The sequence below is a fragment of the Roseateles sp. SL47 genome, assembly GCF_026625885.1.
In the GTDB taxonomy this organism is placed as follows: domain Bacteria; phylum Pseudomonadota; class Gammaproteobacteria; order Burkholderiales; family Burkholderiaceae_C; genus Roseateles.
Genome location: NZ_CP113068.1, coordinates 2,110,670 through 2,135,743, shown reverse-complemented (window position 1 = coordinate 2,135,743; position 25,074 = coordinate 2,110,670). Strand labels below are relative to the sequence as shown.

Genomic DNA, 25,074 nt, shown 5'->3' with positions numbered 1-25,074 from the left:
CCGGGGCTCAGCCCAACCGAGCCTCGAAACGGACGCGATGGTCCGCGCAGCAGAAGTGACCTCCGCGGCCGGGCAGCGATTCGCTGATGGGCAGATGGGTCCCGCATTCGGCGCACGACACCATGTCTTCCGGCGGCGGCTCGGCCGCAGGGGCGGCCACTGGCCGCTGCGACGGTGATGGGGCGGGTGGGGCCGTGGAACGGTCCGGCCGCCCGCGCTTGAAGCCCAGCACAAAGAAGAACAGCGCCAGGACCAGCACCCAGAACAGCAGTTTCATCACAGGCGTCCGATCACCAGGTGCGTTGCAGGATCACTTCCAGCACGAAGCGGGAACCCGCATAGGACAACAGCAGCAGCCCCGCACCGAAATACAGCCACCGCGTGGCCCGGCGCCCGCGCCATCCAAACACGCGCCGTCCGGTCAGCAGGCCGGTCAGCACCATCCAGCCCATCACCGCAAAAAGGGTTTTGTGGTCCCAGCGCCAGATGGGGCTGAAGGCCCATCCCAGCAGCAGGGCCAGGGACAGCACCACCACCCCCGCGCCCACAAACTGGAAGGTGAGCCGTTCCAGGCGGAGCAGCGGCGTGGCGAGCATCGGGCCGCCCTGCCCTTTCTGGGCGCGCATTTGCCGCTCGGCCCGGTTGAGCATCACCGCATGCATCACCGCCACGCCGCACAGGCCGTAGGACGCCAGGCCCATCGCCCAATGCAGGGGCGCCAGAGCGGAACCGGCCTGGGGGCGATATTCGCCGGGGAACAGCCAGGCCAGCAACATCACCAGCAGCCCCAGCACGCTGAGCAGACGCTGGGCGGAGGGCAAGGGGAGGAACCGGCTTTCCACCAGATACACCCCCAGGACCAGCCAGAGCGTCATGGACAGCGACGGAGCAAAGCCGAACCGGGCGGCATGCACCAGGGCGCCTTCCGGGGCGGGCGCGCCGATGCCGGCAATATCCGTGACCAGCGCCGCCAGGTGCAAGCACCAGGCCAGAGCCAGTACGATGCGCCAGGTAGAGGGGCGACGGGTGGCCCAAACGGCGGCCAGCGCATAAGCCAAAACACCGGTGATGCTGAGCACTGTCAGCAGCATGCCGGCGGGCTGTTCTGATCCGAACGATAAAATCATCCTCAAAGTGTAATGAGACACGCCGCTTTCCCGCTGGCGTTTGAACAATGGCATCCACTCTCACCGACCGCCTGAGTCGCCTCGTCAAGACGATGCGCGGGCAGGCCCGCATCACCGAAGACAACGTGCAAGACATGTTGCGGGAGGTGCGAATGGCGCTCCTGGAGGCGGACGTGGCCCTGCCTGTCGTTCGCGACTTCATCGCCCGCGTCAAGGAAAAGGCCCTCGGCGCCGAGGTGGTGGGCTCGCTCTCCCCTGGCCAGGCGCTGGTGGGCATCGTCCACAAGGAACTGGCCGCCACCATGGGCGAGGGCATTGCGGACATCAACCTGGCGGCCCAGCCGCCCGCCATCATCCTGATGGCCGGCCTGCAGGGGGCGGGCAAGACCACCACCACCGCCAAGCTGGCCAAGCACCTGATCGAAAAGCGCAAGAAAAAGGTGCTGACGGTGTCGGCGGACGTGTACCGCCCTGCCGCCATCGAACAGTTGAAGACCGTCACCGGGCAGGCCGGGGCCGAATGGTTCCCGTCGGCGCCGGACCAGAAACCGCATGACATCGCCCTGGCCGCGCTGGACCATGCCCGCCGCCACTTCTTTGATGTGTTGCTGGTGGACACGGCCGGCCGTCTGGCCATCGACGAAGCGTTGATGGCCGAGATCCGTGACCTGCATGCCACGCTCAAGCCGGTGGAGACCCTGTTTGTGGTGGACGCCATGCAGGGTCAGGATGCGGTGAACACCGCCAAGGCCTTCCGTGAAGCACTGCCGCTGACCGGCATTGTGCTGACCAAGCTGGATGGTGACTCCCGCGGCGGTGCGGCGCTGTCGGTCCGCCAGATCACCGGTGCGCCCATCAAGTTTGCGGGTGTCTCCGAAAAGATCGACGGGCTGGAGGTCTTCGATGCCGACCGTCATGCCGGCCGTGTGCTGGGCATGGGCGACATCGTGGCCCTGGTGGAAGAAGTCCAGAAGGGTGTGGATGTCGAGGCGGCGCAGAAGCTGGCCGAGAAGCTCAAGTCCGGCGACGGCTTTGACCTGAACGACTTCCTGGCCCAGATCTCCCAGATGAAAAAGATGGGGGGGCTGTCGGGCTTGATGGACAAGCTGCCCACCCAGATGACCGCCAAGGCCGGCGCCGCCGACATGGACAAGGCCGAACGCGATATGAAGCGCATGGAGGGCATCCTCAACGCGATGACCGCCAAGGAGCGCCGCCAGCCCTCGCTGCTGATGGACGGCAAGTCCAAGGCCAGCCGCAAGCGCCGGATTGCCGCCGGTGCTGGTGTGCAGATTCAGGAAGTCAACCGCCTGCTGAATCAGTTTGACCAGATGCAGGGGATGATGAAGAAGATGAAGGGCGGCGGCCTGATGAAGATGATGAAGAAGCTGGGCGGCATGAAGGGCATGAAAGGCATGATGGGCGGCGGAGGGGGTGGCGGTCTGCCGTTCTGATCGTCGGATCATTGCTTGATGGCCAGATCATTGCGTGATGGCCAGATCATTGCGTGATGGCCAGATCATTGCGTGATGGCCAGATCATTGCGTGATGGCCAGATCATTGCGTGATGGCCAGACATCCCCAATGAAAGAAGGGCTCCCGAGGGAGCCCTTCTTTCATGCTGACCACGGCGCAGGACTGTGACCACCGGCCGCAGACCTGCACCTGCGCTTATTCCAGCAGCGCCTGTGCAAATTCCCGTGCGTCAAAGGTCTGGAGGTCTTCCAGCTTCTCGCCCACGCCGATGAAATACACCGGCACGGGCCGCTCACGCGCGATGGCGGCCAGCACCCCACCCTTGGCGGTGCCGTCGAGCTTGGTGACGATCAACGCGGTGAGGCCCAGGGCCTCGTCAAAAGCCTTCACCTGCGTCAGCGCGTTCTGGCCGGTGTTGCCGTCCACCACCAGCAGCACCTCGTGCGGCGCACCTTCCTGCGCCTTGTTGATCACCCGTTTGATCTTCTTCAGCTCTTCCATCAAGTGGAGCTGCGTGGGCAGGCGGCCGGCGGTGTCCGCGATCACCACATCGGCGCCGCGAGAACGGCCGGCGACCACGGCGTCGAAGGTGACGGCGGACGGGTCGCCCCCTTCCTGGCTGACAATCTGCACACGATTGCGGTCAGCCCAGACGGACAACTGCTCGCGGGCCGCAGCGCGGAAGGTGTCGGCAGCGGCGAGCAGGACATTGGCTTCTGCGTCCGCGAGATGGCGGGTGAGCTTGCCAATGCTGGTCGTCTTGCCGGCGCCGTTCACCCCGACCACCATCATCACGGTGGGGCTGTGCTCGCCGATGACCAACTGGCGCTGCAAAGGCTGGAGCAGTTCGGTGAGCGCGTCCACCAGCAGCAGGCGGACCGCAGCGGGGTCGGTGGCCTTGGATTCCTTGACCCGGCGCTTGAGGTCCTGAAGCAGGAACTCGGTGGCCTTGACGCCCGCGTCGGCCATCAGCAGGGCGGCCTCCAGCTCTTCGTACAGCGCGTCGTCGATCTGCGTGCCGGTGAAGACCTGGGCGATGCTCGAACCGGTCTTTCGCAGACCTTGGCGGAGCTTGTCCATCCAGCTCTTGCGAGGAGCGGCTTCAGTGGCTGGCGCGGGCGATGACGTGGCAGCCACCTCCGCGGCCTGCGTCCGGATCGCGGCGGGCGTGGGGGCAGGTGTTGTGGGTGGGACACGCGCCGGCTGATCGCGCAGCTCGAATGCGGGCGCTGGCGGCGTGGCGGCTGGTGATGGCGCAGATTGGGGGGCTGGCGTGGGGGCGGCCGATGGGCTCAAGGGCGAAGCGGGCGCGGGCGCTGGAGTGGGTTCCGGTGCCGGGGTCGCCGCAGGCGGCGACGCGGGTGTGGGGTCGGAACCGAAGCCCAGTTTTTTCTTGATGAAGCTAAACATGAAAGGGACTGCTCGCCGTTTTGATCGCCTTTTTTCGGCGGGGCTTGCATTGTCGTAGAAAACCTTGCTATAGTCGCGTTCTTCGCAAGGCGCTTTAGCTCAGCCGGTTAGAGCGACGGAATCATAATCCGCAGGTCCGGGGTTCGAATCCCTGAAGCGCCACCAAATTTTCGCCTGGTGCACTATGCACTTAGGTACCAAAAAGCCCGCCCAGTGCGGGCTTTTTCTTTGGCTGCTGTCAACGACGTGTCAACAGCCGTCGCAGACCCCCTACATGGATTGCTGCCTTGGTGAAGATGCCGACCTAGGGCGACACCCTCACCCGTAGAATCAACCCACCATGGATGGGCAGCGTATCACCCTCGCACTGGACGACAAGTCAGCCGGCTTCGAGACGAGCCCTGACCGGGTTCGCCTGGGCGACCTCGTGCGCTTCGCCGAGGAGGTCAAGGAGTTCCTTCAAGGTGACGGAAAGGAAATCGACGCGCGCAATCTTGATGTTCAGATCAAGCACGGGTCGTTTGCTCTCCAGACTTTTCCGCTGGACAACGCTCCGAAGCTCTTCGGTGACCTGAGGGCACTAGAAGACAACGAGCTGATGCGCTTCGTTGATCACAAGCGCAGAGCAGTCATCGAGCGTTGGCAGAAGGCGGCTCGAAGCTCCCCAGGACTCGCCTACAAGATTTCGGCACCGTTCTTGAGCCGTCCTCTGATCATCAGTTCGCGAACTGACTTCCGAACCGAGGAGGCGGACCACTGGGTGGTAGTGGAGCGCTACATCCGTGGGGAAATCCAAGAGGTTGGCGGAAGCAAGAAGCCCAATGCTCACGTCAAGTTGCCGAATGGCAAAAGGCTGACCATTGAGACAGACAAGGAACTGCTTCGCGCCGACAAGGTCAACCGACTGTACAAGTCTGCGATGCTGCGGGTGAGGGCCGAGTACAACGTAAAGACAAGAGAGCTGCGCAATGCGAAGCTATTGGAGTTCGTTGAGTACGCTACGGACGTCGACGAAGCAGCGATTGCCAAGATGACCTTGGAAGGACAAAGCGCCTGGAAGGATGTTCAGAGTGCGTCCGCCTGGGTCGATGAGTTGCGTGGGGGGCGACATTGAATAGTGTGTTGCTTGACACGAGCTTTCTGATCACATTTGCCGATCCGACAAGGCCTCATCACCAGACAGCTCAGCTCTACTTTCGGGAGTGCGTCGCTCGCCAGGTTCCGATGTTTCTATCAACGGTGGTGGCGTCCGAGTTCCACGTCAAGCAGCCCTACACGTCTTTGCCGCTGCGCAACCTGATCGTACTTCCGTTCAACATTGACCACGCCGAACGATGCGGCGATCTCATTGCACAACATCCCCGGGATCAAGGTGATGATCGAGTGCGCGTCAAGGATGATTTCAAGCTGATTGCACAGTGCGATTTTGAAGAAATCAGCCACATCCTCACTGAGGATCGGAACACGTTGGTCAAGTACGTTGAACGAGTTCAAGCGGTCCCGTTACCACCGCTCAAAGCCGTGCTGCTGAAGGACGGTTTCGACGTTGCTTGGTTCAACGGCGGTCAGATGGGTATTGAGTAGAGCCCTGCGCTGAGCGATTTTAGGGGCTCGGGCGGACTCCATAGGTGCAGGTGCCCACGGGCTCAGCCTGGTCACCTCCTGCAGGTGATGAGACGCGAGGGGGGCATAACGCATCGTCATTGCAAGGCTGCCGTGACCCAGGTAGAGCGAGTCCAGACGCCGCCGCCCGATCCAGGTTTGCATGCCATCCAGCGCCGACCACGTTTCGTCATCGTCGCGATCGGCATTCCGTTGCCACCAAGCCTCTATGCGGTGCCGAGCTGCCCGCCCCTCGCTGCCCGAGATGCGCCCCTCGTCAAATCTGGCGGCACGGGCTCCAGTATGGCTGGCGCCATCTTGTGCGACCATCAACTCGGACCTCGGCAGCGGATGCGCCGTCACCATCGCGCTCCTGGTCACACCTTTCAAGCAGCCGCTCCACCCATGCATCCGCCCCCTTCCCCCATGCTTCGCGTCGTACTGCTTCCAGGCATGGACGGCACCGGGCAACTGTTCTCGCCCTTCATTGCTGCGCTCAGCGGACTGTTCGAGGTTCAGGTCGTTTCCTATCCTCCGAAGCTCGCAGCGGACGCATTGACACGTTTCACCGCTTCTCTAGAGCAGCCCCGCACGGCTCCGCACAACGGGCTTGAACATTGCCCGTGCTCCCAATCGCCAGGCGCGCATTAACAACTCCTGCGCGGCCCTCGACTCCCCATTTCATGCCCACCATCGACTTCAACACCGACGCCCCTCAGCTCGCACATGACCTGATCGGCGCGCTGCTCCTCGTCGACGGTGTTGGTGGCCTCATCGTCGAAACAGAGGCCTATGACCGTGACGATCCAGCCTCTCACAGCTTCGGCGGCCCACGCCCCCGCAATCAGTCGATGTTCGGCCCGCCGGGACACGTCTACGTCTATCGGTCCTACGGCATTCACTGGTGCTTCAACCTCGTCTGCCGCGAAGCGGGCCACGGCGCCGCGGTCCTGATCCGCGCCCTCCAGCCCACCCAAGGGCTGGACCTGATGCGCCAGCGCCGGCAAGTCCAGGATGAACGCGTGCTCTGCGCCGGCCCCGGCCGGGTGACCCAGGCCTTGGGCATCACCCATGAGCATGACGGATGCCCCGTCAGCCAGCCGCCGTTTGAACTTCATCCAGCCACGGCGCCCACAAACGTCCTCACGGACGTGCGCATCGGCATCTCCAAGGCCATGGACACCCCCTGGCGGTTTGGCCTGGCAGGGTCGCGTTATGTCAGCCGCCCGTTCCGCGGCCCCAAGCTCACGTCACCGGCGCCGGATTGAACAGCACCAGCGCGTTGTGCAGTTGGTGCCGCTCCGCCCATGTCCGCCGCCCGCTGGCCACATCCAGCATCAGCTGGAACATTTCCCAGCCCAGCTCCGCAATCGTCTTCTCGCCATCGGCAATCAGCCCGGCATTCACATCCATCAGGTCATGCCAGCGGCGCGCCAGGTCGGTCCGGGTGGCCACCTTGATGACCGGGCATTCCGCCAACCCATAAGGCGTGCCACGCCCGGTGGTGAACACATGCAGGTTCATGCCGGCCGCCAATTGCAGAGTGCCGCAGATGAAATCGCTGGCCGGCGTCGCTGCGTAGATCAGGCCCCGTTGGCCATTGAGCCGCTCGCCGGGAGACAACACGCCGCTGATGGACGCACTACCGCTTTTCACAATCGATCCCATCGCCTTTTCGACGATGTTGGAGAGCCCGCCCTTCTTGTTGCCCGGCGTGGTGTTGGCACTGCGGTCCACGCTGCCACGCTTCAGGTAGGCGTCATACCAGGCCATCTCCCGGATCATTGCATCCGCCACTTCCGGCGTGCTGGCGCGCGACGTCAGTTGCGCAATGCCGTCCCGCACCTCGGTGTTCTCGCTGAACATCACCGTGGCGCCCGCTCGCACCAGCAGGTCCGCACAGAATCCCACCGCCGGGTTGGCGGTCACGCCGGAGAAAGCATCACTCCCCCCGCACTGCACACCCACCACCAGTTCGGAGGCCGGCACCGTTTCACGCCGGCGTGCATTCAAGCGCTCCAGATGCCTGCGGGCCGTCTTCATGATGGACTCCACCATGGACATGAAGCCCACATGCTCGTTGTCCTGCAGGCACACCACATCCAGGCCCGCATGTTCCTCCCGCTGATCGCTGATCGGAATCACGCCGGGTGGCATCAACCGCTCCGGCTGCAGCTTCTCGCAGCCCAGGCTCACCACCATCACCTCCCCACCGAAGTTGGGATTCATGCTGATGTGACGCAGCGTGCGGATGGGAATGATGGCGTCCGGAGCATCAATCGCCACGCCGCAGCCATAGGTATGCTCCAGGCCCACCACATCATCCACATGCGGATACAGCGGCAGCATCTCCGCCTTGATGCGCTTGACGGCAAACTCCACCACACCGGCCACACATTGCACCGTGGTGGTAATGGCGAGGATGTTGCGGGTGCCGACCGAGCCATCCGCATTGCGATAACCCTCAAAGGTGTAGCCCTCCAGCGGCGGCATCGCGGGGGCCTGCACCGTGGCCTTGGGCAGCCCCTCCAGCTCACGCGCTTCCGGCATGCGCAGCAGCCGCTCATGCACCCAGCGCCCGGCTTCGATCGGCTCGGCGGCAAAACCGATGGGCACGTTGTAGCGAATCACGGGCGCGTCGGCCGGCAGGTCCACCAGCGCCACCTTGTGGCCTTGCGGCACCTTGTCTTTCAGCACCAGCCCGCCGGGCAGCACCGTGCCGGCAGGCAAGCCGCCATCATTGGCCACGATGGCGACATTGTCTGCCTCGTGAATCTGGATGGTCAGCGCAGACGTGGCAATGGCTGTATTCATGATCGCGGTCCTGATGGCACGCCCCGGTGAGAGTCGGGCCACCGCATGAAGGCGGTGACGGTTCGGACGGGGCGGCTGTCGCTAGAAAAAACTCGATGAGCAGGCAAGAAAGCAGGCAATGACGCAGACATTTGCGAAAGCCTTGGCGCAGGCAGTTGGGCGACTGCGTCAACCCTTGAGCTGCACACGCTTGATCTCACCGACCACCAGCAAATAACTCACCACGGCAATGACGGCATGTGCGCCGACAAACACCAGGGCGCCATTGAACGAATGCGTTTCCTGCACGATGTAGCCAATCACGATGGGCGTGGTGATGCCGGCAATGTTGCCGAAGGTGTTGAACATGGCCCCACTGAGCCCGGCAATCTCCTTCGGCGAGGTGTCCGACACCACCGCCCAGCCCAGCGCCCCCAGCCCCTTGCCGAAGAAGGCCAGCGCCATGATGGCCACCACCACCCACTGCACATCCACATAGTTGCAGGCAATCATCGAGGTGGAGAGCAGCATGCCGATCACGATGGGCACCTTGCGGGCAAACGTCACCGAATGGCCACGACGCAGCAGCCAGTCCGACACCACGCCGCCCAGCACGCCCCCGGCAAATCCGCAGATGGCGGGAACAGCGGCCACCATGCCGGCGTTCAGCACCGTCATGCCGCGTTCCTTTACGAGGTAGACCGGGAACCAGGTCAGGAAGAAATAGGTGAGCGTATTCACGCAGTACTGCGCGATATAGACGCCCAGCAGCATTCGGTTGGAGAGCAACTGCTTGAGATAGGCCAGTTTGGGGCCCGAGGTCTTGGATGCTTTGGCGTCCTGCCCCGCCAGCAGCGCACCGCCCGCTTCAATGTGCTGGCGCTCGGCGTCGCTGATGCCGGGGTGCTCCTGCGGGCTGTTGTGCATGGTCCTGAGCCAGACCACCGACAACACAATGCCCAAGGCGCCCATGAAGTAGAAGACGTCCTGCCAGCCCATGGCATGGACGATCCAGGCCATGATCGGCGCAAACAAGACGGTGGCGAAGTACTGCGCCGAATTGAAGATGGCCGATGCCGTGCCGCGTTCCGCTACCGGGAACCAGGCGGCCACCATGCGTCCATTGGCCGGGAATGAAGGCGATTCGGCCAGGCCCACCATGAAACGCAGTGCAAACAGCGCAATCACGGCCGTGGCCACACCGAGGTAATGCACGGCGCCCTGCAGCATCGTGAACACCGACCACAGCAGGATGCTCCAGGCATAGACCTTCTTGGCACCGAAACGGTCCAGCAGCCATCCGCCCGGCAGCTGCCCGGCGACGTAGGACCAGCTGAAGGCCGAGAAGATGAACCCCATCTGCACGGCACTGATGCCCAGTTCCTTGGAAAGGACCGGCCCGGCCACACCCACGGTGGCCCGGTCCGCATAGTTGAGCACCGTCACGATGAAAAGCATCGCGAGGACACCAAAACGCGTGCGAGTGCCCGTGGCGCCCGCCGCTGCGGAAAGCGAAATCTGCATGTTGTCTCCTGGGGTCTGGTCTGCCGATCTTCCGTCGGCTGGTACCGTTACCATGAAATGATGATACCGGTACCAACTTCAACGTCAACGACGAGCCGGGTAAACCATGAGCCCGCGCTTCGCCGGAGGAGCCGAGGACAATCAAGTTCGCTTCTGAAACTGGCAGGGTGTCCGCATAATCAGCACTTACAAATTTGACGCAACAAGCGTCTGCTGCAGGGAGCCCCCATGAACACCGAACTCGTGTTCGCCGACGAACTTCCCGAGGAAGGTCCCGGCGACGCCCGGCGGCAGCGCGCCCTGGCGCCCTGGGTGGTCATGATCGTGGACGACGATCCCGCCGTCCACCAGGTCACGCAGCTGGTGATGGATGACTTCGAGTTCGCGGGCCGCCGTCTGCAATTCCTGAATGCCTATACCGCCAGCGAAGCGCGCGACCTGCTGCAAAGCCGGCATGACGTGGCCCTGGTGCTGCTGGATGTGGTGATGGAGTCGGAGCATGCCGGGCTGGACCTGGCCCGCTTCATCCGTGAGGACATCGGCAACCGGCATGTGCGCATCGTGCTGCGGACCGGGCAGCCGGGCCAGGCGCCGGAAGAGGACGTGATCAAGTCCTATGACATCAACGATTACAAGGAAAAGACCGAGCTGACCAAGCGCAAGCTGATCACGGTCTTTTATTCTGCGCTGCGCTCGTATCGGGACATCGTCACGCTGGAACTGGCGCGCCAGGGGCTGCGGCGCTCCATAGAAGCCATCACGCAGATTCATGACGCGGGCAACCTGCGGCATCTGGCGTCTGCACTGCTGGCGCAATTGGCCCATCTGCTGGGCCATGAGGCCGAGGGCTTGTGTGCCAGCCGCATGGCCGCCTACGCGGCTTCACATGGCGAAGGAGCCTACCGCGTGCTGGCTGCAACGGCGCAATTCCAGGGCCTGCTGGACGAGTCCGCCGTGCGGGACTTGCCGCTGGACGTGCGAGAGGCCCTGGAGCAAGTGCTTCAGACACGGCAGAGCCGGCTGGATGGCGAGTGCTTTGTGGGCTACTACCGGACGCACAGCGGCAACGAAAGCCTGCTGTATATGCGCTTTGCACAGCCCATCGATGCGGATGGACAGGAACTGCTGCAGATCTTCTGTGCCAACGTGGCCATCGCCTACGAGCGGCTGCTGGCGGCACAGATGCAGGGGCATGGGCCAGCCTGACCCCTGCATCCCCGCAGGGCCCGCCGTATCATGCCCGCCGTTGCGTCTTCCCTGCGGCCGCTCGGACGGCCGGCACCATGCATCAATTCCGTCTGTTCCTGATCGCCCTGCAGTTCTTCACCCGTGTGCCGGTGCCGCGTTGGGTCGGCTTCCAGCCTGAGTGGCTGAACCAATCCGCGCGCTATTTCCCCCTGGTGGGCGCGGCGGTGGGGGTGTGGTCCGCAGCGGTGCTGTGGGTCGCCCTGCTGGTGTTTCCGGCCACGGTGGCCGTCGTGTTGGCGATGGGCGCCAGCATCTGGCTCACGGGCGGCTTTCATGAAGACGGCCTGGCAGATACCTGTGATGGCCTGGGCGGTGCGGTCAGCCGGGAGCGGGCGCTGGAGATCATGAAGGACTCCCGGTTGGGGAGTTATGGGGCCCTGGGCCTGTTCCTCATGCTGGGTCTGAAGGCCGCCACGCTGCTGGGCCTGGCGGACACCGACCCGTCGTTGGCCCTCTGGGCCCTGGTCTGGGGCCATCTGGCCTCGCGGGCGGCACCGGTGTGGCTGATGCATGCGCTGCCCTACGCGGGTGATGTGGCACATGCCAAGGCCAAGCCGCTGGCCACCCAGATCCGGCGCACCGAGCTGGTGGTGTCGCTGGGCCTGGTGGTGTTGGCCAGTGGCGTCTGGGCCTGGCTGTTGCCGGACGACATTCCGCTGCTGCTGGGCGCCATCGTCACCGGTACCGGACTGACGCTCTACATGCAGTCCATGCTGGAGCGCCGCCTGGGCGGCTACACCGGCGACAACCTCGGTGCCACGCAGCAAGTGGTGGAAGTCGGAGCGCTGCTGGCCTTTCTGGGCCTCGGAGCCGTGTTTTGATGAATGGCGCCATCAGCGTCTGGCGTCATCCCAAACCGGTCGGGGCGAAGGGGCTGTGTGTCGGCGCGGGATGCGACCTATCGGTGCCAGCACGGCGGTCCAAGCGATTGGCCCGCCGCATCCAGGCCCATGCACGTCGGCATCGCCTGCCGCATGAAGTCTGGACCTCACCCTTGCGTCGATGTGCCGATGTGGGCCGGTGGCTGCGGCAATGGGGTTGGCACCATCATGTGGATGCAGCCCTGAGTGAACTGGACTTCGGCCGTTGGGACGGCCAGCCCTGGGCAGACATCCCCAAAGCAGAGATCGACGCGTGGGTGCAGGACTTCGCCACGGCCCGCCCTGGCGGCGGTGAAAGCCTGGAAGACTTGTTGAAGCGGGTGGCGACCTGCTCGCCGGGCCCCATGGTGGTCAGTCACGGCGGTTGGATGCTGGCCCGCCGATGGGCCGATGAGCATCCGGGACAGACCCCGATAGCGGATCAGTGGCCGACACCGCCTGCGTACGGCGAGCGGTGGTGTCTAACGCCCGGGACAAGCTGAAGCCGGGACTGCAAGGCGCGGCCTTGGACCGCCGGTGGGGCGGGTGCCTGCCGGGCATCAGGGGGTCAGGGAGTCAGGGCGTCAGGGCGTCAGGGAGGCAGGGGGTTGGCCACGCCACCGCCCTCACAGGGATCAAACGCCTCCGCAGGCTTCAAGCGGTCGCCGTCAGCCGCAAATACTTCTGCATCAGCGTTTCCCGCGTCTCCACATGCGCCGGGTTCACCGGGATGCAGGCGACCGGGCACAGCATCACGCACTGCGGCTCCTCGAAGTGGCCGACGCATTCAGTGCACTTGCCCGGGTCGATCTGGTAGTACTCCTCGCCCATCGAGATGGCGTTGTTGGGGCACTCCGGCTCGCACACGTCGCAGTTGATGCATTCATCCGTGATCATCAAGGCCATGTCTGATTCTCCTGGCGCCTCATGCCTGGCCAGCCGCGCGGGCCAGGCGTTCATCCAGGCGCTCACGCACCAGCGGCGACACAAATTTGCTCACATCGCCGCCCAGGGTGGCGATCTCCCGCACAAAGGTGGACGAGATGAATTGATAGTGATCGGACGGGGTCAGGAACACCGTTTCCACATCCGGCATCAACTGGCGGTTCATGCCCGCCATCTGGAATTCGTATTCGAAGTCAGAGACTGCTCGCAGCCCCCGCACCACCACCTTGCCGCCCTTCTCCAACACGAAGTTGCGCAGCAGCCCCTCAAAGGCGAGGACTTCCACATTGGGATAGGGCGCCACCAGCTGCCGCGCCATGTCCAGCCGCTCTTCAATACTGAACATGGTGCGCTTGTGGTGCCCCGCCGCCACGGCCAGGATCAGCCGCTCGAACAGGCGGCTGGCCCGGCGCACCAGGTCTTCATGGCCCAGCGTCAGAGGGTCGAAGGTGCCGGGGTAGACGGCAGTCAGCAGGGTTTGGGAGGTCAAGGGCGCGCTCCAGGCGTCAACTCGAATCGACGGGACGACCGCAGGCTCCCCCAAGGAGCCCGCGCCGCCGGCGGACCCCGATTATCCGTTGCGCTGGAACAAGCGGTAGTGCACCGCCCCTGCACGCCCTTCCCGCCATAGGGACAGCCCGAGTTCTTCAGGCGGATCCATGGCGGCGGGCGCCTCCAGGTAGATCAATCCCTGCGGGCCGACCAGGCTGGCAGCGGCACGCAGCGCGGGTTGGAACAGGTCCTGCGCGAAGGGAGGGTCCAGAAACACCAGGTCGAAGGACGCTGGCGCGCTGCGGGCCATCCAGCCCAGCGCGTCGGTCGCTTCGATCTTCATCGGGACACGGTTGTCCTTGTCCAGGCGTTTGAGGTTGGCCCTCAGTTGCGCGGCCAGGCCGGGGTCTTTTTCCAGCAGCGTGACCTGGGCAGCCCCCCGCGAGGCCGCTTCAAAGCCCAGCGCACCGCTGCCGGCAAAGGCATCCAGCACGCGCCAGCCGCTGAGGTCCTGCCCCAGCCAGTTGAACAGCGTCTCTCGCACCCGGTCCGGCGTGGGCCGCAGCCCGGGCCGGTCCGCCACCGGCAGTTTGGAGCGTTTCCACAGCCCACCAACGATGCGCACTTCGCTGGGACCACGCACAAGGCCCGACGTGGGCCGCGGCGCAGCAGCGCGGCTTTTGGCGTCCCTGCCGCTCATAGACGAACCGGAATGCCCCGGCTGGCCATCAAGGCCTTGGCCTCTCCCACGGTGTGCTCGCCATAGTGAAAGATGCTGGCCGCCAGCACGGCGTCCGCACCGCCGCCGGTAATGCCGTCCGCCAGGTCCTGCAGTGAACCGACCCCGCCTGACGCAATCACCGGCACCGACACCGCATCCGCCACGGCACGGGTCAGCGCAAGGTCAAAGCCGCTGCGGGTGCCGTCACGGTCCATGCTGGTCAGCAGGATTTCGCCCGCGCCCAGCGACGCCATGCGCACCGCCCATTCCACCGCATCCAGGCCGGTGTTCTTGCGCCCACCATGGGTGTAGACGTCCCAGCCGGTGCCATCGGCCCGGCGCTTGGCATCGATGGCCACCACAATGGCCTGCGCGCCGTATTTGTCGGACGCGGCGCGGATGAGGTCCGGCTCGGCCACGGCCGCCGAATTGAAGCTGACCTTGTCCGCACCGGCATTGAGCAGCCGCCGCACATCCGCCACCGACCGCACCCCGCCACCGACGGTGAGCGGAATGAAGACCTGCGACGCCACCGATTCAATGATGGGCAGGATGAGATCGCGCCCGTCGCTGGTGGCGGTGATGTCGAGAAAGGTCAGTTCGTCGGCGCCCTGCTCGTTGTACCTTGCGGCGATCTCCACTGGATCGCCCGCATCCCGCAGTTCCACGAAATTGACGCCCTTGACGACCCGGCCGCCGGTGACGTCCAGGCAGGGGATGATGCGTTTGGCCAGCAAGTGCTCAGTCCCCGTTGAGTTCGTCGGCCCGGGTCTGGGCCGTGGCGAAGTCGAGATCGCCGGTGTAAATGGCTCGCCCGCAGATCACGCCCTGCACCCCTTCGGATTCAACGGCGCACAGCGCTTCGATGTCCGCCAGGTTGGACAGGCCGCCCGAGGCGATGACCGGGATACTGAGGGCCTGGGCCAGACGCACCGTGGCCTCGATGTTGATGCCGGTGAGCATGCCGTCGCGGCCGATGTCGGTGTAGATGACGCCTTCGATGCCGTAGTCCTCGAACTTTCGGGCGAGGTCCACCACTTCATGGCCGGTGAGTTTGCTCCAGCCATCCGTGGCCACCTTGCCGTCCTTGGCGTCCAGGCCCACGATGATGTGGCCGCCAAAGGCCGAGGCTGCATCTTTCAGGAAGCCGGGGTTCTTGACCGCCGCCGTCCCGATGATGACGTAGGACAAGCCGTCGTCCAGATAACGCTCGATGGTGTCCAGGTCGCGGATGCCTCCGCCGAGCTGGACGGGAATCTCGTCGCCGACCTCCCGAAGAATCGCCTTGATGGCGCCTTCGTTCACCGGCTTGCCAGCAAAGGCGCCGTTGAGATCCACCAGGTGCAGACGGCGGGCACCGGCATTCAGCCAGCGTCGCGCCATCTCGGCGGGGTCTTCGCCGAAGGTGGTGGAGTCGTTCATATCGCCTTGTTTGAGGCGGACGCACTTGCCGTCTTTCAGGTCAATCGCGGGAATCAGCAGCATGGCCGAATGCGGGTGGGAGGTGGAGGAAAGGGGTGGGAGGACTGAGAAAAGCGCAGGATTGACCCATGCAGGGCAGAGATCAATGGATCAAGGCTTCCAGTGCAGGAAGTTGCGATAGAGCGAGAGCCCGAACGCGGCACTTTTCTCGGGATGGAATTGGGTGGCAAAAATGTTATCCCGCGCCACGGCGCAGGTAAAGCGCAAGCCGTACTCGCTTTCGCCGACGCTGTGCTCTTGCGCGTCGGTGCGGGCATAAAAACTGTGCACGAAATAGAACCAGCTGTTGTCGGGCACGTCGCCCCAGACCGGATGCGCTCGCATCTGGTGCACGCGGTTCCAGCCCATCTGGGGCACCTTGTAACGGCTGCCGTCTGGCTGCAGCTGCCCTTCCAGCTGGAAGCGGTGCACACGGCCGGGAATCAGGCCCAGGCCCGGGGTGTCCTGCTCTTCGCTGTGGTCCAGCAGCATCTGCATGCCCACGCACACGCCCATCAGCGGCTTGTTGGCAGCGGCGTGCAGCACCGCCTCCTTCAGGCCGGAGTCGTGCAGCTCGCGCATGCAGTCGCGCATGGCGCCCTGGCCGGGCAGCACCACCCGTTCAGCGGCCATCACCTCTTCCGGGCGGGCGGTGATGATCACCGCCACCCCCTGCCCTTCAGCGGCATGCTGCACCGCCTGGGAGACCGAGCGCAGGTTGCCCATGCCGTAGTCCACCACGGCAACGGTCCGGGAGCCAGCCATTACAGCGTCCCCTTGGTGGAGGGGATCACTCCCGCCGAGCGGGGGTCCGGCGTCATGGCCATGCGCAGGGCGCGGCCAAAGGCCTTGAAGATGGTTTCACACTGGTGGTGTGCGTTGTGGCCCTTGAGGTTGTCCACATGCAGCGAGACCAGGGCGTGATTCACGAAGCCCTGGAAGAACTCATAGGTGAGCTGGGTGTCGAAGGCGCCGATGGCGCCTGCAGTGAATGTCACGTCCATCGCCAGGCCGGGGCGCCCGGAAAAGTCCACCACCACCCGCGACAGGGCTTCATCCAGCGGCACATAGCTGTGGCCGTAACGGGTGATGCCCTTTTTGTCGCCGATGGCCTGCGCCACCGCCATGCCCAGGGTGATGCCGACGTCTTCCACGGTGTGGTGGCCGTCGATGTGCAGGTCGCCCTTGGCATCGATGTCCAGGTCGATCAGGCCGTGACGGGCAATCTGGTCCAGCATGTGGTCGAAGAAACCAATGCCGGTGGACAGGTGGGCCTGGCCCGTTCCATCCAGGTTCACGCGGACGCGAATCTGGGTTTCCTTGGTGTCGCGGCGGACTTCAGCGATGCGTTCGGCGCTCATGTTGCTTCCAGGGCGAGGTCGTGCAGAGAAACAGTGAAGAAGGAGCAGTGGAAGTGCTCAGGGTGCCACAGAAACGGGCAGGTCCGCCAGCGTGCTGCGCAAGGCAGCAAGCAGGGTGTGGTTCTCCTGCGGTGTTCCCACGGTCAGCCGGACACAACGGGCCAGCAGCGGATGCATGCCGGAGACATTCTTGATCAGCACACCCCGTGCCTTCAGGCCCGCATGGACGGCAAGGGCATCCGGCACTCGGACCAGGATCATGTTCCCCTCACTGGGGAAGACCTGGACCCCGGGCAGGCCCTGAAGCTCGGCCAGCAGCCGGTCCCGCTCGGCCCGCAGGTCGGCGGCCTGTTGTTCATACACCGCCGCATGCTCCAGCGCGAACAGACCGGCTTCGGCATTCAGCACACTGATGTTGTAGGGGGGGCGCAGCTTGTCGACGTGATGCACCAACTCGGCGTGCCCCATCAAATAACCGATGCGCACGCCGGCCAGGCCGAACTTGCTCATGGTGCGCATGACCATCACGTGGTCGTACTTCTCCAGCAGATGCATGGCATCTCGCGAGGCAAAGGGCTGATAGGCCTCGTCGAGGATCACCAAGCCCGGCGCGGCCTGGGCCAGGCGCTCGATGACCTCTGCATCCCAGAGATTGGCGGTGGGGTTGTTGGGGTAGGCCAGGTACAGCAGGGCCGGCTGATGCTCCTGCATGGCCGCCAGCATGGCGGCCTCATCCAGCTCGAACTGCTCGGTGAGCGGCACGCCGACAAACTTCAGGCCCAGGTAGCGGGCCGACAGTTCATACATGACAAACCCAGGCACCGGGGCCATCACCGTGGCGCCAGGACGGGCCACCGCCAGGGACAACAACGAAATCAGCTCATCCGACCCGTTGCCCAGCATCAGGCCCTTGCCGGCCGGCATGCCGGCATGAGCCGCCAGTGCCTGGGCCAGATCGGCGGTACGTTCGCCGGGGTAACGGTTGATGGCCACCCGCCCCAGGCGCTCGCCCAGCGCCTGCTGAAGCGATTCCGGCAGGCGGTAGGGGTTCTCCATCGCATCCAGCTTGAGCAGACCCGCCGCGCTGTGCACCTGATAGGCATGCAGGGCGCGTACGTCGTCACGCAGTTGCTCAAGGGCTCGGGGCAGGAAGGCACTCATGCAGAACGCTCGGAAGAGGAGGCGGCGGTGTCCTTGGGGACGGCCAGCAGCGGGTTGAGGATGGTGACGCTGTCCAGCAATTGCTGATGCGGCAGCGTCAGGCTCAGCAGCAGCTCACAGCCTTGCACCTTGGCCGCTGCAACGATCAGCGCATCGGCATAAGGCAGGTTGAAGCGGCTTTCCAGGGACCAGGCGGATTCCACCGTGGCATGGTCGATGGCCCACGGGGACCAGCGCTGGTAACGCCGCACCTCGGCGCGGGCGTCGCCATTGGGCATGGGCGGCTGGATGCGGCTGGTGATGGTGCGGTAGAACTCGTTGAGCACCTGGCTGGACACCCGGCCCAGCCGCTGCTGCCAGAGCACCCGCAGCCAGCGCATGACCCGTTCCCGGCGTTCGGGGAAGGCGCCGTCTTCGCTCTGGATCAGCACCGAGGTGTCCACAAACACCGGGCTCACCAGTTCGATCACCGGCAGATCGGTCTTCAGTGTGGTCATCACGGCAGCTCCCGGCCGGGATAGTCCCCGCCTTCGGAAGCCCAGGTGCGTTCGCGGTGCAGCCAGTCCTGCAGGGCGCGCTCATAGGCGTCGTCCGACCGCATCTTCTCCGCCAGCAACTCGCCCACCAGACGGGAAACGCTGGTGTTGCGCCGTGCGGCTTCCAGCCTCGCCCATTCGGCGACGCTGTCTTCCATGGTCACGGTCACATTCTTCATGGGTCAAATACTACACGAACTTCGTGGAACACGAACTTCGTGTGACCACAAAGCCAGCAGGGATGCTGGTGACAGCGGCGGATGGACGATCTCTGGTGGCCTGCGGCATGGCGCCGCCGCCGCCCGCAGACCTTGGCGCCATTGGCCTCGTTGGTGCACTGACAAAGCACAAAGCCGCCCGAGGGCGGCTTTGTTGCGAGTGATGGTGGGCTCAGCTGGAAGCCGTCTGATAACGCTCCAGCCAGTGTGCATACGGCGCGGGCAGGACCCACGACGGACGCTGCTGATGCAGTTTCTGCGCCACGTGATACGGCCAGTGCGGATTGGCCAGTTGCGCACGGCCCACCATCACCAGATCCATCTGCCCGGAGGCCACGGCATGCTCGGCCAGCTCCGGGGTGTCGATGCCCCAGGACGACGCGACCGGAATCCCGGCCTCGCGCCGCACTCGTTCCGCAATCGGTCCCAGGAACGCGGGCCCCCAGGGGATCTGCGCGTCCGGCGTGGAAAAACCGACGCTCACATTCAAGAGGTCCAGGCCCTCGTCACGCATCTGACGGGTCAGGCCGATGGCTTCCGCCAGCGTCTCCTCATCCCGACCGTCGAATTCGATCACACCAAAACGAGCCGTCAGCGGCAGGGATTCCGGCCAGACCTGGCGCACCGCCTTGAGCGTCTCCAGCAGGAAACGGCCCCGATTGGCGGCACTGCCGCCGTAGGCATCGGTGCGCTGATTGGCATGTACCGAGAAGAAGCTCTGCGCCAGGTAGCCGTGCGCAAAGTGCAGCTCCAGCCATTGGAAGCCCGCGTCGCGGGCACGGCGGGCCGCCGCCACAAAGGCGTCGCGGACGCGGACGATGTCGTCCACCGTCATTTCCTGCGGCACACGCGGCAGATGCTTGCCATAGGCCACCGCCGACGGCGCCAGCGGCGTCCAGGCGCGCGGGTCTCCGGCGGGAATGTGGTCGTCGCCCTCCCAGGGCCGGTTGGCGCTGGCCTTGCGGCCGGCATGTGCAATCTGGAGACCCGCCACGGCACCAGCCGACTTGATGGACGCCGCAATCTCGGCCAGCCCGCGGGCATGCTCATCGCTCCAGATGCCCAGGCAGCCCGGGGTGATGCGCCCTTCCGGCAGCACGCCGGTGGCTTCGACGATGACCAGGCCCGAGCCGCCGCGCGCCAGCCCGGCGTAGTGGGCGCGATGCCAGTCGTTGATCAGGCCGTCTTCGGCGCTGTATTGGCACATCGGCGGCACCGCGATGCGGTTGCGCAGGGTGACGCTCTTCAGGGTGAAAGGGGAAAACAGGCTAGACATGGAACTCCCAGGATCGGGGTGGTGATGTGGTCAACAGGCCAGAAGCGGCATCTGGGGTCGCTGCCGGCGCTTGCAAGTCAAACATCTCGGCACCGGGCGGATGGCGGATGGCGGATGGCGGACACACCCCGAGGCCCGCCGGCTTTGCCCCCTCTGAGCCAACTGCTGGGAACTGCTGGGAACTGCTGGGAAATACTGGGAAATGCTCGGAGCTGCTGGGCTCGCCTGGCCACGGCTGGCGACGGCTGGCCACGGCGACGCCTGCTCACCCCGGCTGGGCCATGCCGTCCCCGCTGATGGACCCGTACAACATGAGCCTACCGTACGGTGTGAATCACACAAGTGCGGCGTGAGGCCGTCGTGGCGGCACCACAACCCAGGGCTCGACGCGCCGGCAGTATGACCTTCGTCCTAATTCTTTTCTGTCATGCCTACCTAAACTTCTTTGCAACTAAAAGCAATTCGGGCAAGAACAGCATGTGGATCACCCTTCGTGGATGGATGGCGACCGTGTTGACGGTCGTGTCCTGCGGCGTTCTGGCGCAGGTGCCTTATGTCTTCACCTACAACCCGGGCCCCAGCCGCGGCACGAAATGGGTGGTCAAGGCGTCGGACGGAATCACTGAATCGGCGGCCTCCGTGTTGTCCGAGGCGCCGCGTCCGGTGTGGGCCCGTGTCTGCTACACGATCGGGCCGTCCGACAGCACGGTCACGCTCTATGCCCAGACGGGCAACAAGGAGCCCAAGGGCACGGAAGTCGCCTGGGGTGGCTGCGCCGACATCTTCGGCACCAGCATCTGGATCGGCAATCCGCATGGCCAGCCGGTGGGCGGCTATTACGGCATTGCCCCTGCAACGCCGGCCCCCTGAGCCCCCCCTCACCCCATTGTTCACCCTGGCGTAGCGGGCTCTGGCCCGGCTGCGCCGCCTCTCGCCTGATCCCTGAGAACCCTTCTGGAGGAATCCCATGTCCGCAGTCCTTGCCCCCCTGGCCCGGTCGGTGCTGAAGCCCGCGTTGTTGTTGTCTCCGCTGCTGCTGGCCGGCTGCCTCGCGACCGCCCCCACCATGGGCGAGAACAAGGGCACGGTGTCGGGTGCCGCTGGCGGCTCGACCGCTGAAAACCAGAACTCCCAGCTGGAGCACTGCGACGAATCCCTGGGCACGCTGGCCCTGTATGAAGACCCGGCCGCGCCGTGGTGGTCGCAGATGCGTGAGCGCCAGCTGGGCTCGACGCTGCCGGTCATCCGCCTGATGGTGCAGCAGAGCAATTGCTTTGTGGTGGTGGAACGCGGCAAGGCCTTTGCCAACATGGAGCGTGAGCGCGCGCTGATGCAGTCCGGCGAAACCCGTGCCGGCAGCAACTTCGGCCAGGGTCAGATCGTGGCGGCCGACTACACCCTGACGCCGGAAGTGCAGTTCTCCGGCAAGACCGGCGGCGGCGGTGCCGGCATCGGGACCGGCGCGATCGGCCTGATCACCGCCGTGGCGGGCAGCGTGAACCAGAACGAAGCCTCCACCACCCTGCTGCTGGTGGACAACCGCTCCGGCGTGCAGATTTCCGCTGCCGAAGGCACGGCCAAGAACTTCGACTTCGGCGTGCTGGGCGGTGGCCTGTTCAGCAATACCGCCGTGGGCGGTGGGGCCTATGCCAAGACACCAGCTGGCAAGGTGGTGACGGCGGCCTTTGCGGACTCCTTCAATCAGATGGTCAAAGCGCTGCGCAACTACAAGGCCCAGCAGGTCAAGGGCGGCCTGGGCACCGGCGGACGCCTGGGCGTGCAGGGCGGCTCCACCGCCGCGTCCAAGGAGGTGGATGCAGCAGCGGCGACGGCGGCCAAACCGGCAGCGGCCACCAAGCCGGCCGCGAAGAAAGCTGCGGCCAAGCCGAGCACGAGTGGCACCAAGACCAACAACACCACCACCACCACCACGCCGCCGGCCACGACCAAGTAAGGTCGCCTGAGAGCCCAAGACGCCGGCACCCGAAGTCCGGCGCTGAGCGCTGAGGACAAGCCGACCGACGTCGCTCGTCCTCCCCCCCGGACACCGCGCCGGGGGTGCCTGAAAGGCGCGCCGCCGTCACGCTCGCTTACGAGTCTGACCTTCGCTTCCAAAGCGCGATGGCGACAATATCCATGTCCTGGGCCACTCGCCTGCGGGCAACCCCTGTCCCCGATTCACGCATGCAGGCCCGCCTCTTGCTCTACAGCGTACATCGGTGACACATCGTCCACTCATCGACCTCCGCGAAAGGGGCCACATGCTTGCGCGCGTCGTTCCAGGCGACCCACGCGTTCTCACGGCGCTGCTGGACAGCGTGGCTCAGGCTTGCGGCGCGCTGGCCTGCGAGTTGGTGTGGGACGGACAGGTGGTGGCCCGAGGACAAGGCAGGGCCAGTGAAGTGCTGGCTGCACTCGACGTGCGATGGGACCATGCAGCAGCGCAACTGCGGGTGATGGATGTGCGGGCACGCTTGCTCTCCCGGGATGAGATGAGGGCCTTCCACACCGCCACCCAGACGGTGAAGGCCTACCTGGCCGCGACGGTCTCCAGCCAAGTGCTGACGCATGAGCAACCGCTCAGCGACAAGCTGCTCGCAGCGCTGGAACATCTGACGGATGCGCTCATTCTGCTGCGCCAGGACGGCATGGTGGAGTTCGTCAATACGGCCTTTGAGCTGGCCACCCAGCGTTCCCGCCATGCGCTGCTGGGGCGCCCCTATCAGGAGTGTTTCCCGGCCAGCTCCCTGCTGCGCCTGGACACCGAAGCCCGGCCGGCCCTGCTGGCCGGCAAACCCTATGCGTTTGAGGACTACATCGAGCGCCTGGACAAATGGTTCGAGTTCCGTTCCTTCCCCTGCCTCGAAGGCTCCATCGTCCTGCTGATCGACATCACCACCCGCAAGGCCGATGAAGCCGCCCGCCAGCAGTTGGAAGACAAGCTGCTGCGCGCACAGCGCATGGAGAGCCTGGGCACGCTGGCCGGCGGCATCGCGCATGACTTCAACAACATCCTGGCGGCCATCCTGGGCCATGCGGGCATGGTCGCCGACGATGCCCCCACCGGCTCGGCCCTGCGCGGGCACATGGACCAGATCCGCCGGGCCGGCTCACGGGCACGGGAGCTGGTGGAGCGCATCCTGGCATTTGCCCGCGGGGGCGGTGAGGAGTTCAGCCGCCAGCCACTGCAACCGCTGGTGCGGGAAGCCGTGGACCTGCTCAAGGCCACCCTGCCCCCGTCGGTGCGGCTGAAGCTGGATCTGGGCGATGAATCCTGCGTGGCCACGGTCAGCCCGTCGGAGATGCAGCAACTGGTGATGAACCTGTGCACCAACGCCTGGCAGGCCATGGACGGCAGTCAAGGCACCATTCTGATTCGTTTGCGCTGCGTCACGGTGCATACGCCACGGGTGTGCACCATCGGGCAGCTGGCGCCGACGCAATATGCGGAACTGTGCGTGGAGGACGATGGCGCCGGCATGTCCGAAACCGTCAAGGCGCGGCTGTTCGAACCCTTCTTCACCACCAAGCCGCGAGGCCAGGGGACCGGGCTGGGGCTGCACATGCTGCACGGCATCGTGAATGTCCATAGTGGGGCCATCGACGTGCGCTCGACTGAAGGCGTGGGCACCTGCTTCATGGTCTATCTGCCGGTGGTGGAATCCCAGGGGCCGGTGAAGGTGGAAGCCCTGCATCAGGCCATGCGCCCCGGGCACGGGGAAACCGTGGCCTATGTGGATGACGACCCCATCGTGCTGATGATGGTGGAGCAACTGCTGCTGAAGGCTGGTTTTGTGGTGTCCGCTTTTGCGTCGCCGGAGGAATTCCTGGCGCTGCTGCAGGCCTCGCCCCACAGGTTCCAGGTGCTGGTCACCGATTTCAACATGCCCAACATGAACGGCGCCGAGTTGGCGGTGGCGGTGCGGGCCATCAGCCCGGAACTGCCGATCGTGGTGACCACCGGGTTTGTCTCGGAAGAACTGGAAGCCGCAGCGGCGACGCTGGGGCGGATGGCAGTGCTGCAGAAGGCCCGGTCTTATGAGGAACTGGCGGAGCTGACGGCGCTGGCGGCGCAGGGATTTCCGGAAAGCCGATTTGGCGATACCGGACTGGCGATGTTGTGAGGCCACCAACCGCGTGCTGAGGGCGAAGGACCGCATCGCGCCGGCCCGGGCGCTCATAGGCCTGGGGAGGAGGTTCGGCGCCCCTGGATGCCGGGCCTACCGACCGTTCCGGCCCGCCCTCGGTCCGGGGAACTCGGTCTCGGCGGGGAAGTCTCCGTCGGACTCCCAGAGGCCGGGCCGGGTGCGTGAGCTCACGACCCAGGCTTTGCCCACGACGTGATAACGGGCGTAGGTCGTCTTGAACTCCCCCGCCTCGCGTTGGCTGCGAACCGCCAGCAAACTCTCGCCCGACCGGCCCTGCACCCGCTGCCAGGCAGACTTGCCGGTCAGCCCCAGCTGAATCGGCACGGGTTTGCCCTTCGCGGGCTTGGCCTCGGCCACCTGAAGATGGTCGGACACGACCTCGACGGCAGACGTCAGGGGGCCGTTGTAACTGCCGGCCTCGGCGGTGAGGTCGGCAGAAACGAGATACGTGGGGCGCGGTGCGCCGCGCACGGGTTGGGGATCCAGCCGGGCCAGCGGCGCTGCCAGCGGGAGCTGCGACAAGACCTTGCCATTGCACCCCACCAGTTCCAGTGTGGCATTGGGCCCCTGATGCGGCTCGCCACTGCCCCAGTCCCGCTCCACCACCTGCGCATCCAGCGCAGGCGCCAGTGCAATCCGCAGGCGCTGGCAACCGATCTCGACATCCTGCGCTGCGTGGGCGGCCAGGGCCATCGGCAGAAGAGACAGCAACATC

Annotated in this window: 27 protein-coding genes and 1 tRNA gene; 11 read left to right on the top strand and 17 right to left on the bottom strand. The window is 65.0% G+C overall.

Features of this window, described 5'->3' with window-relative positions; all coding sequences use genetic code 11:
* Positions 1–7 precede the first annotated feature (7 nt).
* Together OU995_RS09220 and OU995_RS09215 are read right to left on the bottom strand one after the other, a co-directional pair.
* Entirely contained in the window at positions 8–277 is a 270-nt protein-coding gene (locus OU995_RS09220) for a PP0621 family protein (RefSeq protein ID WP_267835225.1), read from the bottom strand.
* 13 nt (positions 278–290) lie between these two features.
* Positions 291–1,091, bottom strand: coding sequence for a cytochrome C assembly family protein (locus OU995_RS09215; RefSeq protein WP_267835224.1), 801 nt, complete (start codon positions 1,089–1,091; stop codon positions 291–293).
* 83 nt (positions 1,092–1,174) lie between these two features.
* Between OU995_RS09215 and ffh the strand changes: the two genes are divergently transcribed.
* Positions 1,175–2,581, top strand: coding sequence for a signal recognition particle protein (gene ffh / locus OU995_RS09210; RefSeq protein ID WP_267835223.1), 1,407 nt, complete (start codon positions 1,175–1,177; stop codon positions 2,579–2,581).
* Positions 2,582–2,798: 217 nt separating this feature from the next.
* On the opposite strand, the gene ftsY is transcribed toward ffh, so the two are convergent.
* The gene (gene ftsY, locus OU995_RS09205) at positions 2,799–4,013 is read right to left on the bottom strand and encodes a signal recognition particle-docking protein FtsY (protein WP_267835222.1); all 1,215 of its coding nucleotides are present in this window, start codon (positions 4,011–4,013) and stop codon (positions 2,799–2,801) included.
* Between the two features lie 88 nt (positions 4,014–4,101).
* On the opposite strand from ftsY, the gene OU995_RS09200 reads away from it, so the two are divergent.
* The 4 genes from OU995_RS09200 to OU995_RS09185 all read left to right on the top strand — a co-directional run bounded on the left by OU995_RS09200 (position 4,102) and on the right by OU995_RS09185 (position 6,883).
* Positions 4,102–4,178, top strand: a tRNA-Met gene (locus OU995_RS09200).
* 175 nt (positions 4,179–4,353) lie between these two features.
* Entirely contained in the window at positions 4,354–5,127 is a 774-nt protein-coding gene (locus OU995_RS09195) for a hypothetical protein (RefSeq protein ID WP_267835221.1), read from the top strand.
* A gap of 8 nt (positions 5,128–5,135) precedes the next feature.
* Entirely contained in the window at positions 5,136–5,597 is a 462-nt protein-coding gene (locus OU995_RS09190) for a type II toxin-antitoxin system VapC family toxin (RefSeq protein WP_267835220.1), read from the top strand.
* A gap of 701 nt (positions 5,598–6,298) precedes the next feature.
* Positions 6,299–6,883: a DNA-3-methyladenine glycosylase gene (locus tag OU995_RS09185; RefSeq protein ID WP_267835219.1), complete on the top strand. Its 585-nt coding sequence runs from the start codon at positions 6,299–6,301 to the stop codon at positions 6,881–6,883.
* Here OU995_RS09185 and garD read toward each other — a convergent pair.
* Both garD and OU995_RS09175 read right to left on the bottom strand, forming a co-directional pair.
* Positions 6,861–8,429: a galactarate dehydratase gene (gene garD / locus OU995_RS09180; RefSeq protein WP_267835218.1), complete on the bottom strand. Its 1,569-nt coding sequence runs from the start codon at positions 8,427–8,429 to the stop codon at positions 6,861–6,863. The genes OU995_RS09185 and garD overlap by 23 nt on opposite strands.
* A 168-nt stretch (positions 8,430–8,597) precedes the next feature.
* Positions 8,598–9,932 carry an MFS transporter gene (locus tag OU995_RS09175; protein WP_267835217.1) on the bottom strand — a complete coding sequence of 445 codons (1,335 nt, stop codon included), beginning with the start codon at positions 9,930–9,932 and terminating at the stop codon, positions 8,598–8,600.
* A 228-nt stretch (positions 9,933–10,160) separates the two neighbouring features.
* On the opposite strand from OU995_RS09175, the gene OU995_RS09170 reads away from it, so the two are divergent.
* The 3 genes from OU995_RS09170 (at position 10,161) to OU995_RS09160 (ending at position 12,543) form a co-directional block, all read left to right on the top strand.
* Positions 10,161–11,138, top strand: a complete 978-nt coding sequence (locus tag OU995_RS09170) for a DUF3369 domain-containing protein (RefSeq protein WP_267835216.1) — start codon at positions 10,161–10,163, stop codon at positions 11,136–11,138.
* 77 nt (positions 11,139–11,215) lie between these two features.
* The gene (locus OU995_RS09165; RefSeq protein WP_267835215.1) at positions 11,216–12,001 is read left to right on the top strand and encodes an adenosylcobinamide-GDP ribazoletransferase; all 786 of its coding nucleotides are present in this window, start codon (positions 11,216–11,218) and stop codon (positions 11,999–12,001) included.
* Positions 12,001–12,543 carry a histidine phosphatase family protein gene (locus OU995_RS09160; protein WP_267835214.1) on the top strand — a complete coding sequence of 181 codons (543 nt, stop codon included), beginning with the start codon at positions 12,001–12,003 and terminating at the stop codon, positions 12,541–12,543. The genes OU995_RS09165 and OU995_RS09160 overlap by 1 nt, the downstream gene beginning before the upstream one ends.
* A gap of 151 nt (positions 12,544–12,694) precedes the next feature.
* On the opposite strand, the gene OU995_RS09155 is transcribed toward OU995_RS09160, so the two are convergent.
* The 11 genes from OU995_RS09155 to OU995_RS09105 form a co-directional block, all read right to left on the bottom strand.
* Complete coding sequence (locus OU995_RS09155; RefSeq protein ID WP_267835213.1) at positions 12,695–12,946, bottom strand: YfhL family 4Fe-4S dicluster ferredoxin; 252 nt, start codon at positions 12,944–12,946, stop codon at positions 12,695–12,697.
* 19 nt (positions 12,947–12,965) lie between these two features.
* Positions 12,966–13,475, bottom strand: coding sequence for a pantetheine-phosphate adenylyltransferase (coaD, locus tag OU995_RS09150; protein ID WP_267835212.1), 510 nt, complete (start codon positions 13,473–13,475; stop codon positions 12,966–12,968).
* A gap of 81 nt (positions 13,476–13,556) precedes the next feature.
* Positions 13,557–14,177, bottom strand: coding sequence for a 16S rRNA (guanine(966)-N(2))-methyltransferase RsmD (rsmD, locus tag OU995_RS09145; RefSeq protein ID WP_267835211.1), 621 nt, complete (start codon positions 14,175–14,177; stop codon positions 13,557–13,559).
* On the bottom strand, positions 14,174–14,935 hold the full coding sequence (gene hisF, locus OU995_RS09140) for an imidazole glycerol phosphate synthase subunit HisF (protein ID WP_267835210.1): 762 nt from the start codon (positions 14,933–14,935) through the stop codon (positions 14,174–14,176). The genes rsmD and hisF overlap by 4 nt, the downstream gene beginning before the upstream one ends.
* A 4-nt stretch (positions 14,936–14,939) precedes the next feature.
* Positions 14,940–15,683: a 1-(5-phosphoribosyl)-5-[(5-phosphoribosylamino)methylideneamino]imidazole-4-carboxamide isomerase gene (gene hisA / locus OU995_RS09135; RefSeq protein ID WP_267835209.1), complete on the bottom strand. Its 744-nt coding sequence runs from the start codon at positions 15,681–15,683 to the stop codon at positions 14,940–14,942.
* 87 nt (positions 15,684–15,770) lie between these two features.
* Complete coding sequence (gene hisH / locus OU995_RS09130) at positions 15,771–16,424, bottom strand: imidazole glycerol phosphate synthase subunit HisH (RefSeq protein ID WP_267835208.1); 654 nt, start codon at positions 16,422–16,424, stop codon at positions 15,771–15,773.
* Positions 16,424–17,020: an imidazoleglycerol-phosphate dehydratase HisB gene (gene hisB / locus OU995_RS09125; RefSeq protein WP_267835207.1), complete on the bottom strand. Its 597-nt coding sequence runs from the start codon at positions 17,018–17,020 to the stop codon at positions 16,424–16,426. The genes hisH and hisB overlap by 1 nt, the downstream gene beginning before the upstream one ends.
* A gap of 57 nt (positions 17,021–17,077) precedes the next feature.
* Positions 17,078–18,181 (bottom strand): histidinol-phosphate transaminase, encoded by a 1,104-nt coding sequence (gene hisC, locus OU995_RS09120; protein WP_267835206.1) that lies wholly within the window; start codon positions 18,179–18,181, stop codon positions 17,078–17,080.
* Positions 18,178–18,678 (bottom strand): PIN domain-containing protein, encoded by a 501-nt coding sequence (locus OU995_RS09115; RefSeq protein ID WP_267835205.1) that lies wholly within the window; start codon positions 18,676–18,678, stop codon positions 18,178–18,180. The genes hisC and OU995_RS09115 overlap by 4 nt, the downstream gene beginning before the upstream one ends.
* Positions 18,678–18,896, bottom strand: a complete 219-nt coding sequence (locus OU995_RS09110) for a CopG family transcriptional regulator (protein ID WP_267835204.1) — start codon at positions 18,894–18,896, stop codon at positions 18,678–18,680. Before OU995_RS09110 ends, OU995_RS09115 begins: the two co-directional genes overlap by 1 nt.
* A gap of 211 nt (positions 18,897–19,107) precedes the next feature.
* The gene (locus tag OU995_RS09105; RefSeq protein ID WP_267835203.1) at positions 19,108–20,211 is read right to left on the bottom strand and encodes an NADH:flavin oxidoreductase/NADH oxidase; all 1,104 of its coding nucleotides are present in this window, start codon (positions 20,209–20,211) and stop codon (positions 19,108–19,110) included.
* Positions 20,212–20,688: 477 nt separating this feature from the next.
* Here OU995_RS09105 and OU995_RS09100 point away from each other — a divergent pair, with 477 nt between their 5' ends.
* From OU995_RS09100 to OU995_RS09090, 3 genes are all read left to right on the top strand, one after another.
* Positions 20,689–21,081 (top strand): hypothetical protein, encoded by a 393-nt coding sequence (locus OU995_RS09100; RefSeq protein ID WP_267835202.1) that lies wholly within the window; start codon positions 20,689–20,691, stop codon positions 21,079–21,081.
* Between the two features lie 97 nt (positions 21,082–21,178).
* Positions 21,179–22,165: a CsgG/HfaB family protein gene (locus OU995_RS09095; protein WP_267835201.1), complete on the top strand. Its 987-nt coding sequence runs from the start codon at positions 21,179–21,181 to the stop codon at positions 22,163–22,165.
* 307 nt (positions 22,166–22,472) lie between these two features.
* Positions 22,473–24,335: a PAS domain-containing sensor histidine kinase gene (locus OU995_RS09090; protein ID WP_267835200.1), complete on the top strand. Its 1,863-nt coding sequence runs from the start codon at positions 22,473–22,475 to the stop codon at positions 24,333–24,335.
* Between the two features lie 96 nt (positions 24,336–24,431).
* Here the strand turns inward: OU995_RS09090 and OU995_RS09085 are convergent, their stop codons facing one another.
* Positions 24,432–25,073 (bottom strand): hypothetical protein, encoded by a 642-nt coding sequence (locus OU995_RS09085; protein WP_267835199.1) that lies wholly within the window; start codon positions 25,071–25,073, stop codon positions 24,432–24,434.
* Position 25,074 lies beyond the last annotated feature (1 nt).

Excerpts from the sequence above, each read along its gene's own strand:
- OU995_RS09220 (WP_267835225.1), bottom strand. The coding sequence starts at position 277 with ATGAAACTGCTGTTCTGGGTGCTGGTCCTGGCGCTGTTCTTCTTTGTG.
- OU995_RS09215 (WP_267835224.1), bottom strand. The coding sequence starts at position 1,091 with ATGCTGCTGACAGTGCTCAGCATCACCGGTGTTTTGGCTTATGCGCTG.
- ffh (WP_267835223.1), top strand. The coding sequence starts at position 1,175 with ATGGCATCCACTCTCACCGACCGCCTGAGTCGCCTCGTCAAGACGATG.
- ftsY (WP_267835222.1), bottom strand. The coding sequence starts at position 4,013 with ATGTTTAGCTTCATCAAGAAAAAACTGGGCTTCGGTTCCGACCCCACA.
- OU995_RS09195 (WP_267835221.1), top strand. The coding sequence starts at position 4,354 with ATGGATGGGCAGCGTATCACCCTCGCACTGGACGACAAGTCAGCCGGC.
- OU995_RS09185 (WP_267835219.1), top strand. The coding sequence starts at position 6,299 with ATGCCCACCATCGACTTCAACACCGACGCCCCTCAGCTCGCACATGAC.
- garD (WP_267835218.1), bottom strand. The coding sequence starts at position 8,429 with ATGAATACAGCCATTGCCACGTCTGCGCTGACCATCCAGATTCACGAG.
- OU995_RS09175 (WP_267835217.1), bottom strand. The coding sequence starts at position 9,932 with ATGCAGATTTCGCTTTCCGCAGCGGCGGGCGCCACGGGCACTCGCACG.
- OU995_RS09170 (WP_267835216.1), top strand. The coding sequence starts at position 10,161 with ATGAACACCGAACTCGTGTTCGCCGACGAACTTCCCGAGGAAGGTCCC.
- OU995_RS09165 (WP_267835215.1), top strand. The coding sequence starts at position 11,216 with ATGCATCAATTCCGTCTGTTCCTGATCGCCCTGCAGTTCTTCACCCGT.
- OU995_RS09160 (WP_267835214.1), top strand. The coding sequence starts at position 12,001 with ATGAATGGCGCCATCAGCGTCTGGCGTCATCCCAAACCGGTCGGGGCG.
- OU995_RS09155 (WP_267835213.1), bottom strand. The coding sequence starts at position 12,946 with ATGGCCTTGATGATCACGGATGAATGCATCAACTGCGACGTGTGCGAG.
- rsmD (WP_267835211.1), bottom strand. The coding sequence starts at position 14,177 with ATGAGCGGCAGGGACGCCAAAAGCCGCGCTGCTGCGCCGCGGCCCACG.
- hisA (WP_267835209.1), bottom strand. The coding sequence starts at position 15,683 with ATGCTGCTGATTCCCGCGATTGACCTGAAAGACGGCAAGTGCGTCCGC.
- hisH (WP_267835208.1), bottom strand. The coding sequence starts at position 16,424 with ATGGCTGGCTCCCGGACCGTTGCCGTGGTGGACTACGGCATGGGCAAC.
- hisB (WP_267835207.1), bottom strand. The coding sequence starts at position 17,020 with ATGAGCGCCGAACGCATCGCTGAAGTCCGCCGCGACACCAAGGAAACC.
- hisC (WP_267835206.1), bottom strand. The coding sequence starts at position 18,181 with ATGAGTGCCTTCCTGCCCCGAGCCCTTGAGCAACTGCGTGACGACGTA.
- OU995_RS09115 (WP_267835205.1), bottom strand. The coding sequence starts at position 18,678 with ATGACCACACTGAAGACCGATCTGCCGGTGATCGAACTGGTGAGCCCG.
- OU995_RS09110 (WP_267835204.1), bottom strand. The coding sequence starts at position 18,896 with ATGAAGAATGTGACCGTGACCATGGAAGACAGCGTCGCCGAATGGGCG.
- OU995_RS09105 (WP_267835203.1), bottom strand. The coding sequence starts at position 20,211 with ATGTCTAGCCTGTTTTCCCCTTTCACCCTGAAGAGCGTCACCCTGCGC.
- OU995_RS09100 (WP_267835202.1), top strand. The coding sequence starts at position 20,689 with ATGTGGATCACCCTTCGTGGATGGATGGCGACCGTGTTGACGGTCGTG.
- OU995_RS09095 (WP_267835201.1), top strand. The coding sequence starts at position 21,179 with ATGTCCGCAGTCCTTGCCCCCCTGGCCCGGTCGGTGCTGAAGCCCGCG.
- OU995_RS09090 (WP_267835200.1), top strand. The coding sequence starts at position 22,473 with ATGCTTGCGCGCGTCGTTCCAGGCGACCCACGCGTTCTCACGGCGCTG.
- OU995_RS09085 (WP_267835199.1), bottom strand. The coding sequence starts at position 25,073 with ATGTTGCTGTCTCTTCTGCCGATGGCCCTGGCCGCCCACGCAGCGCAG.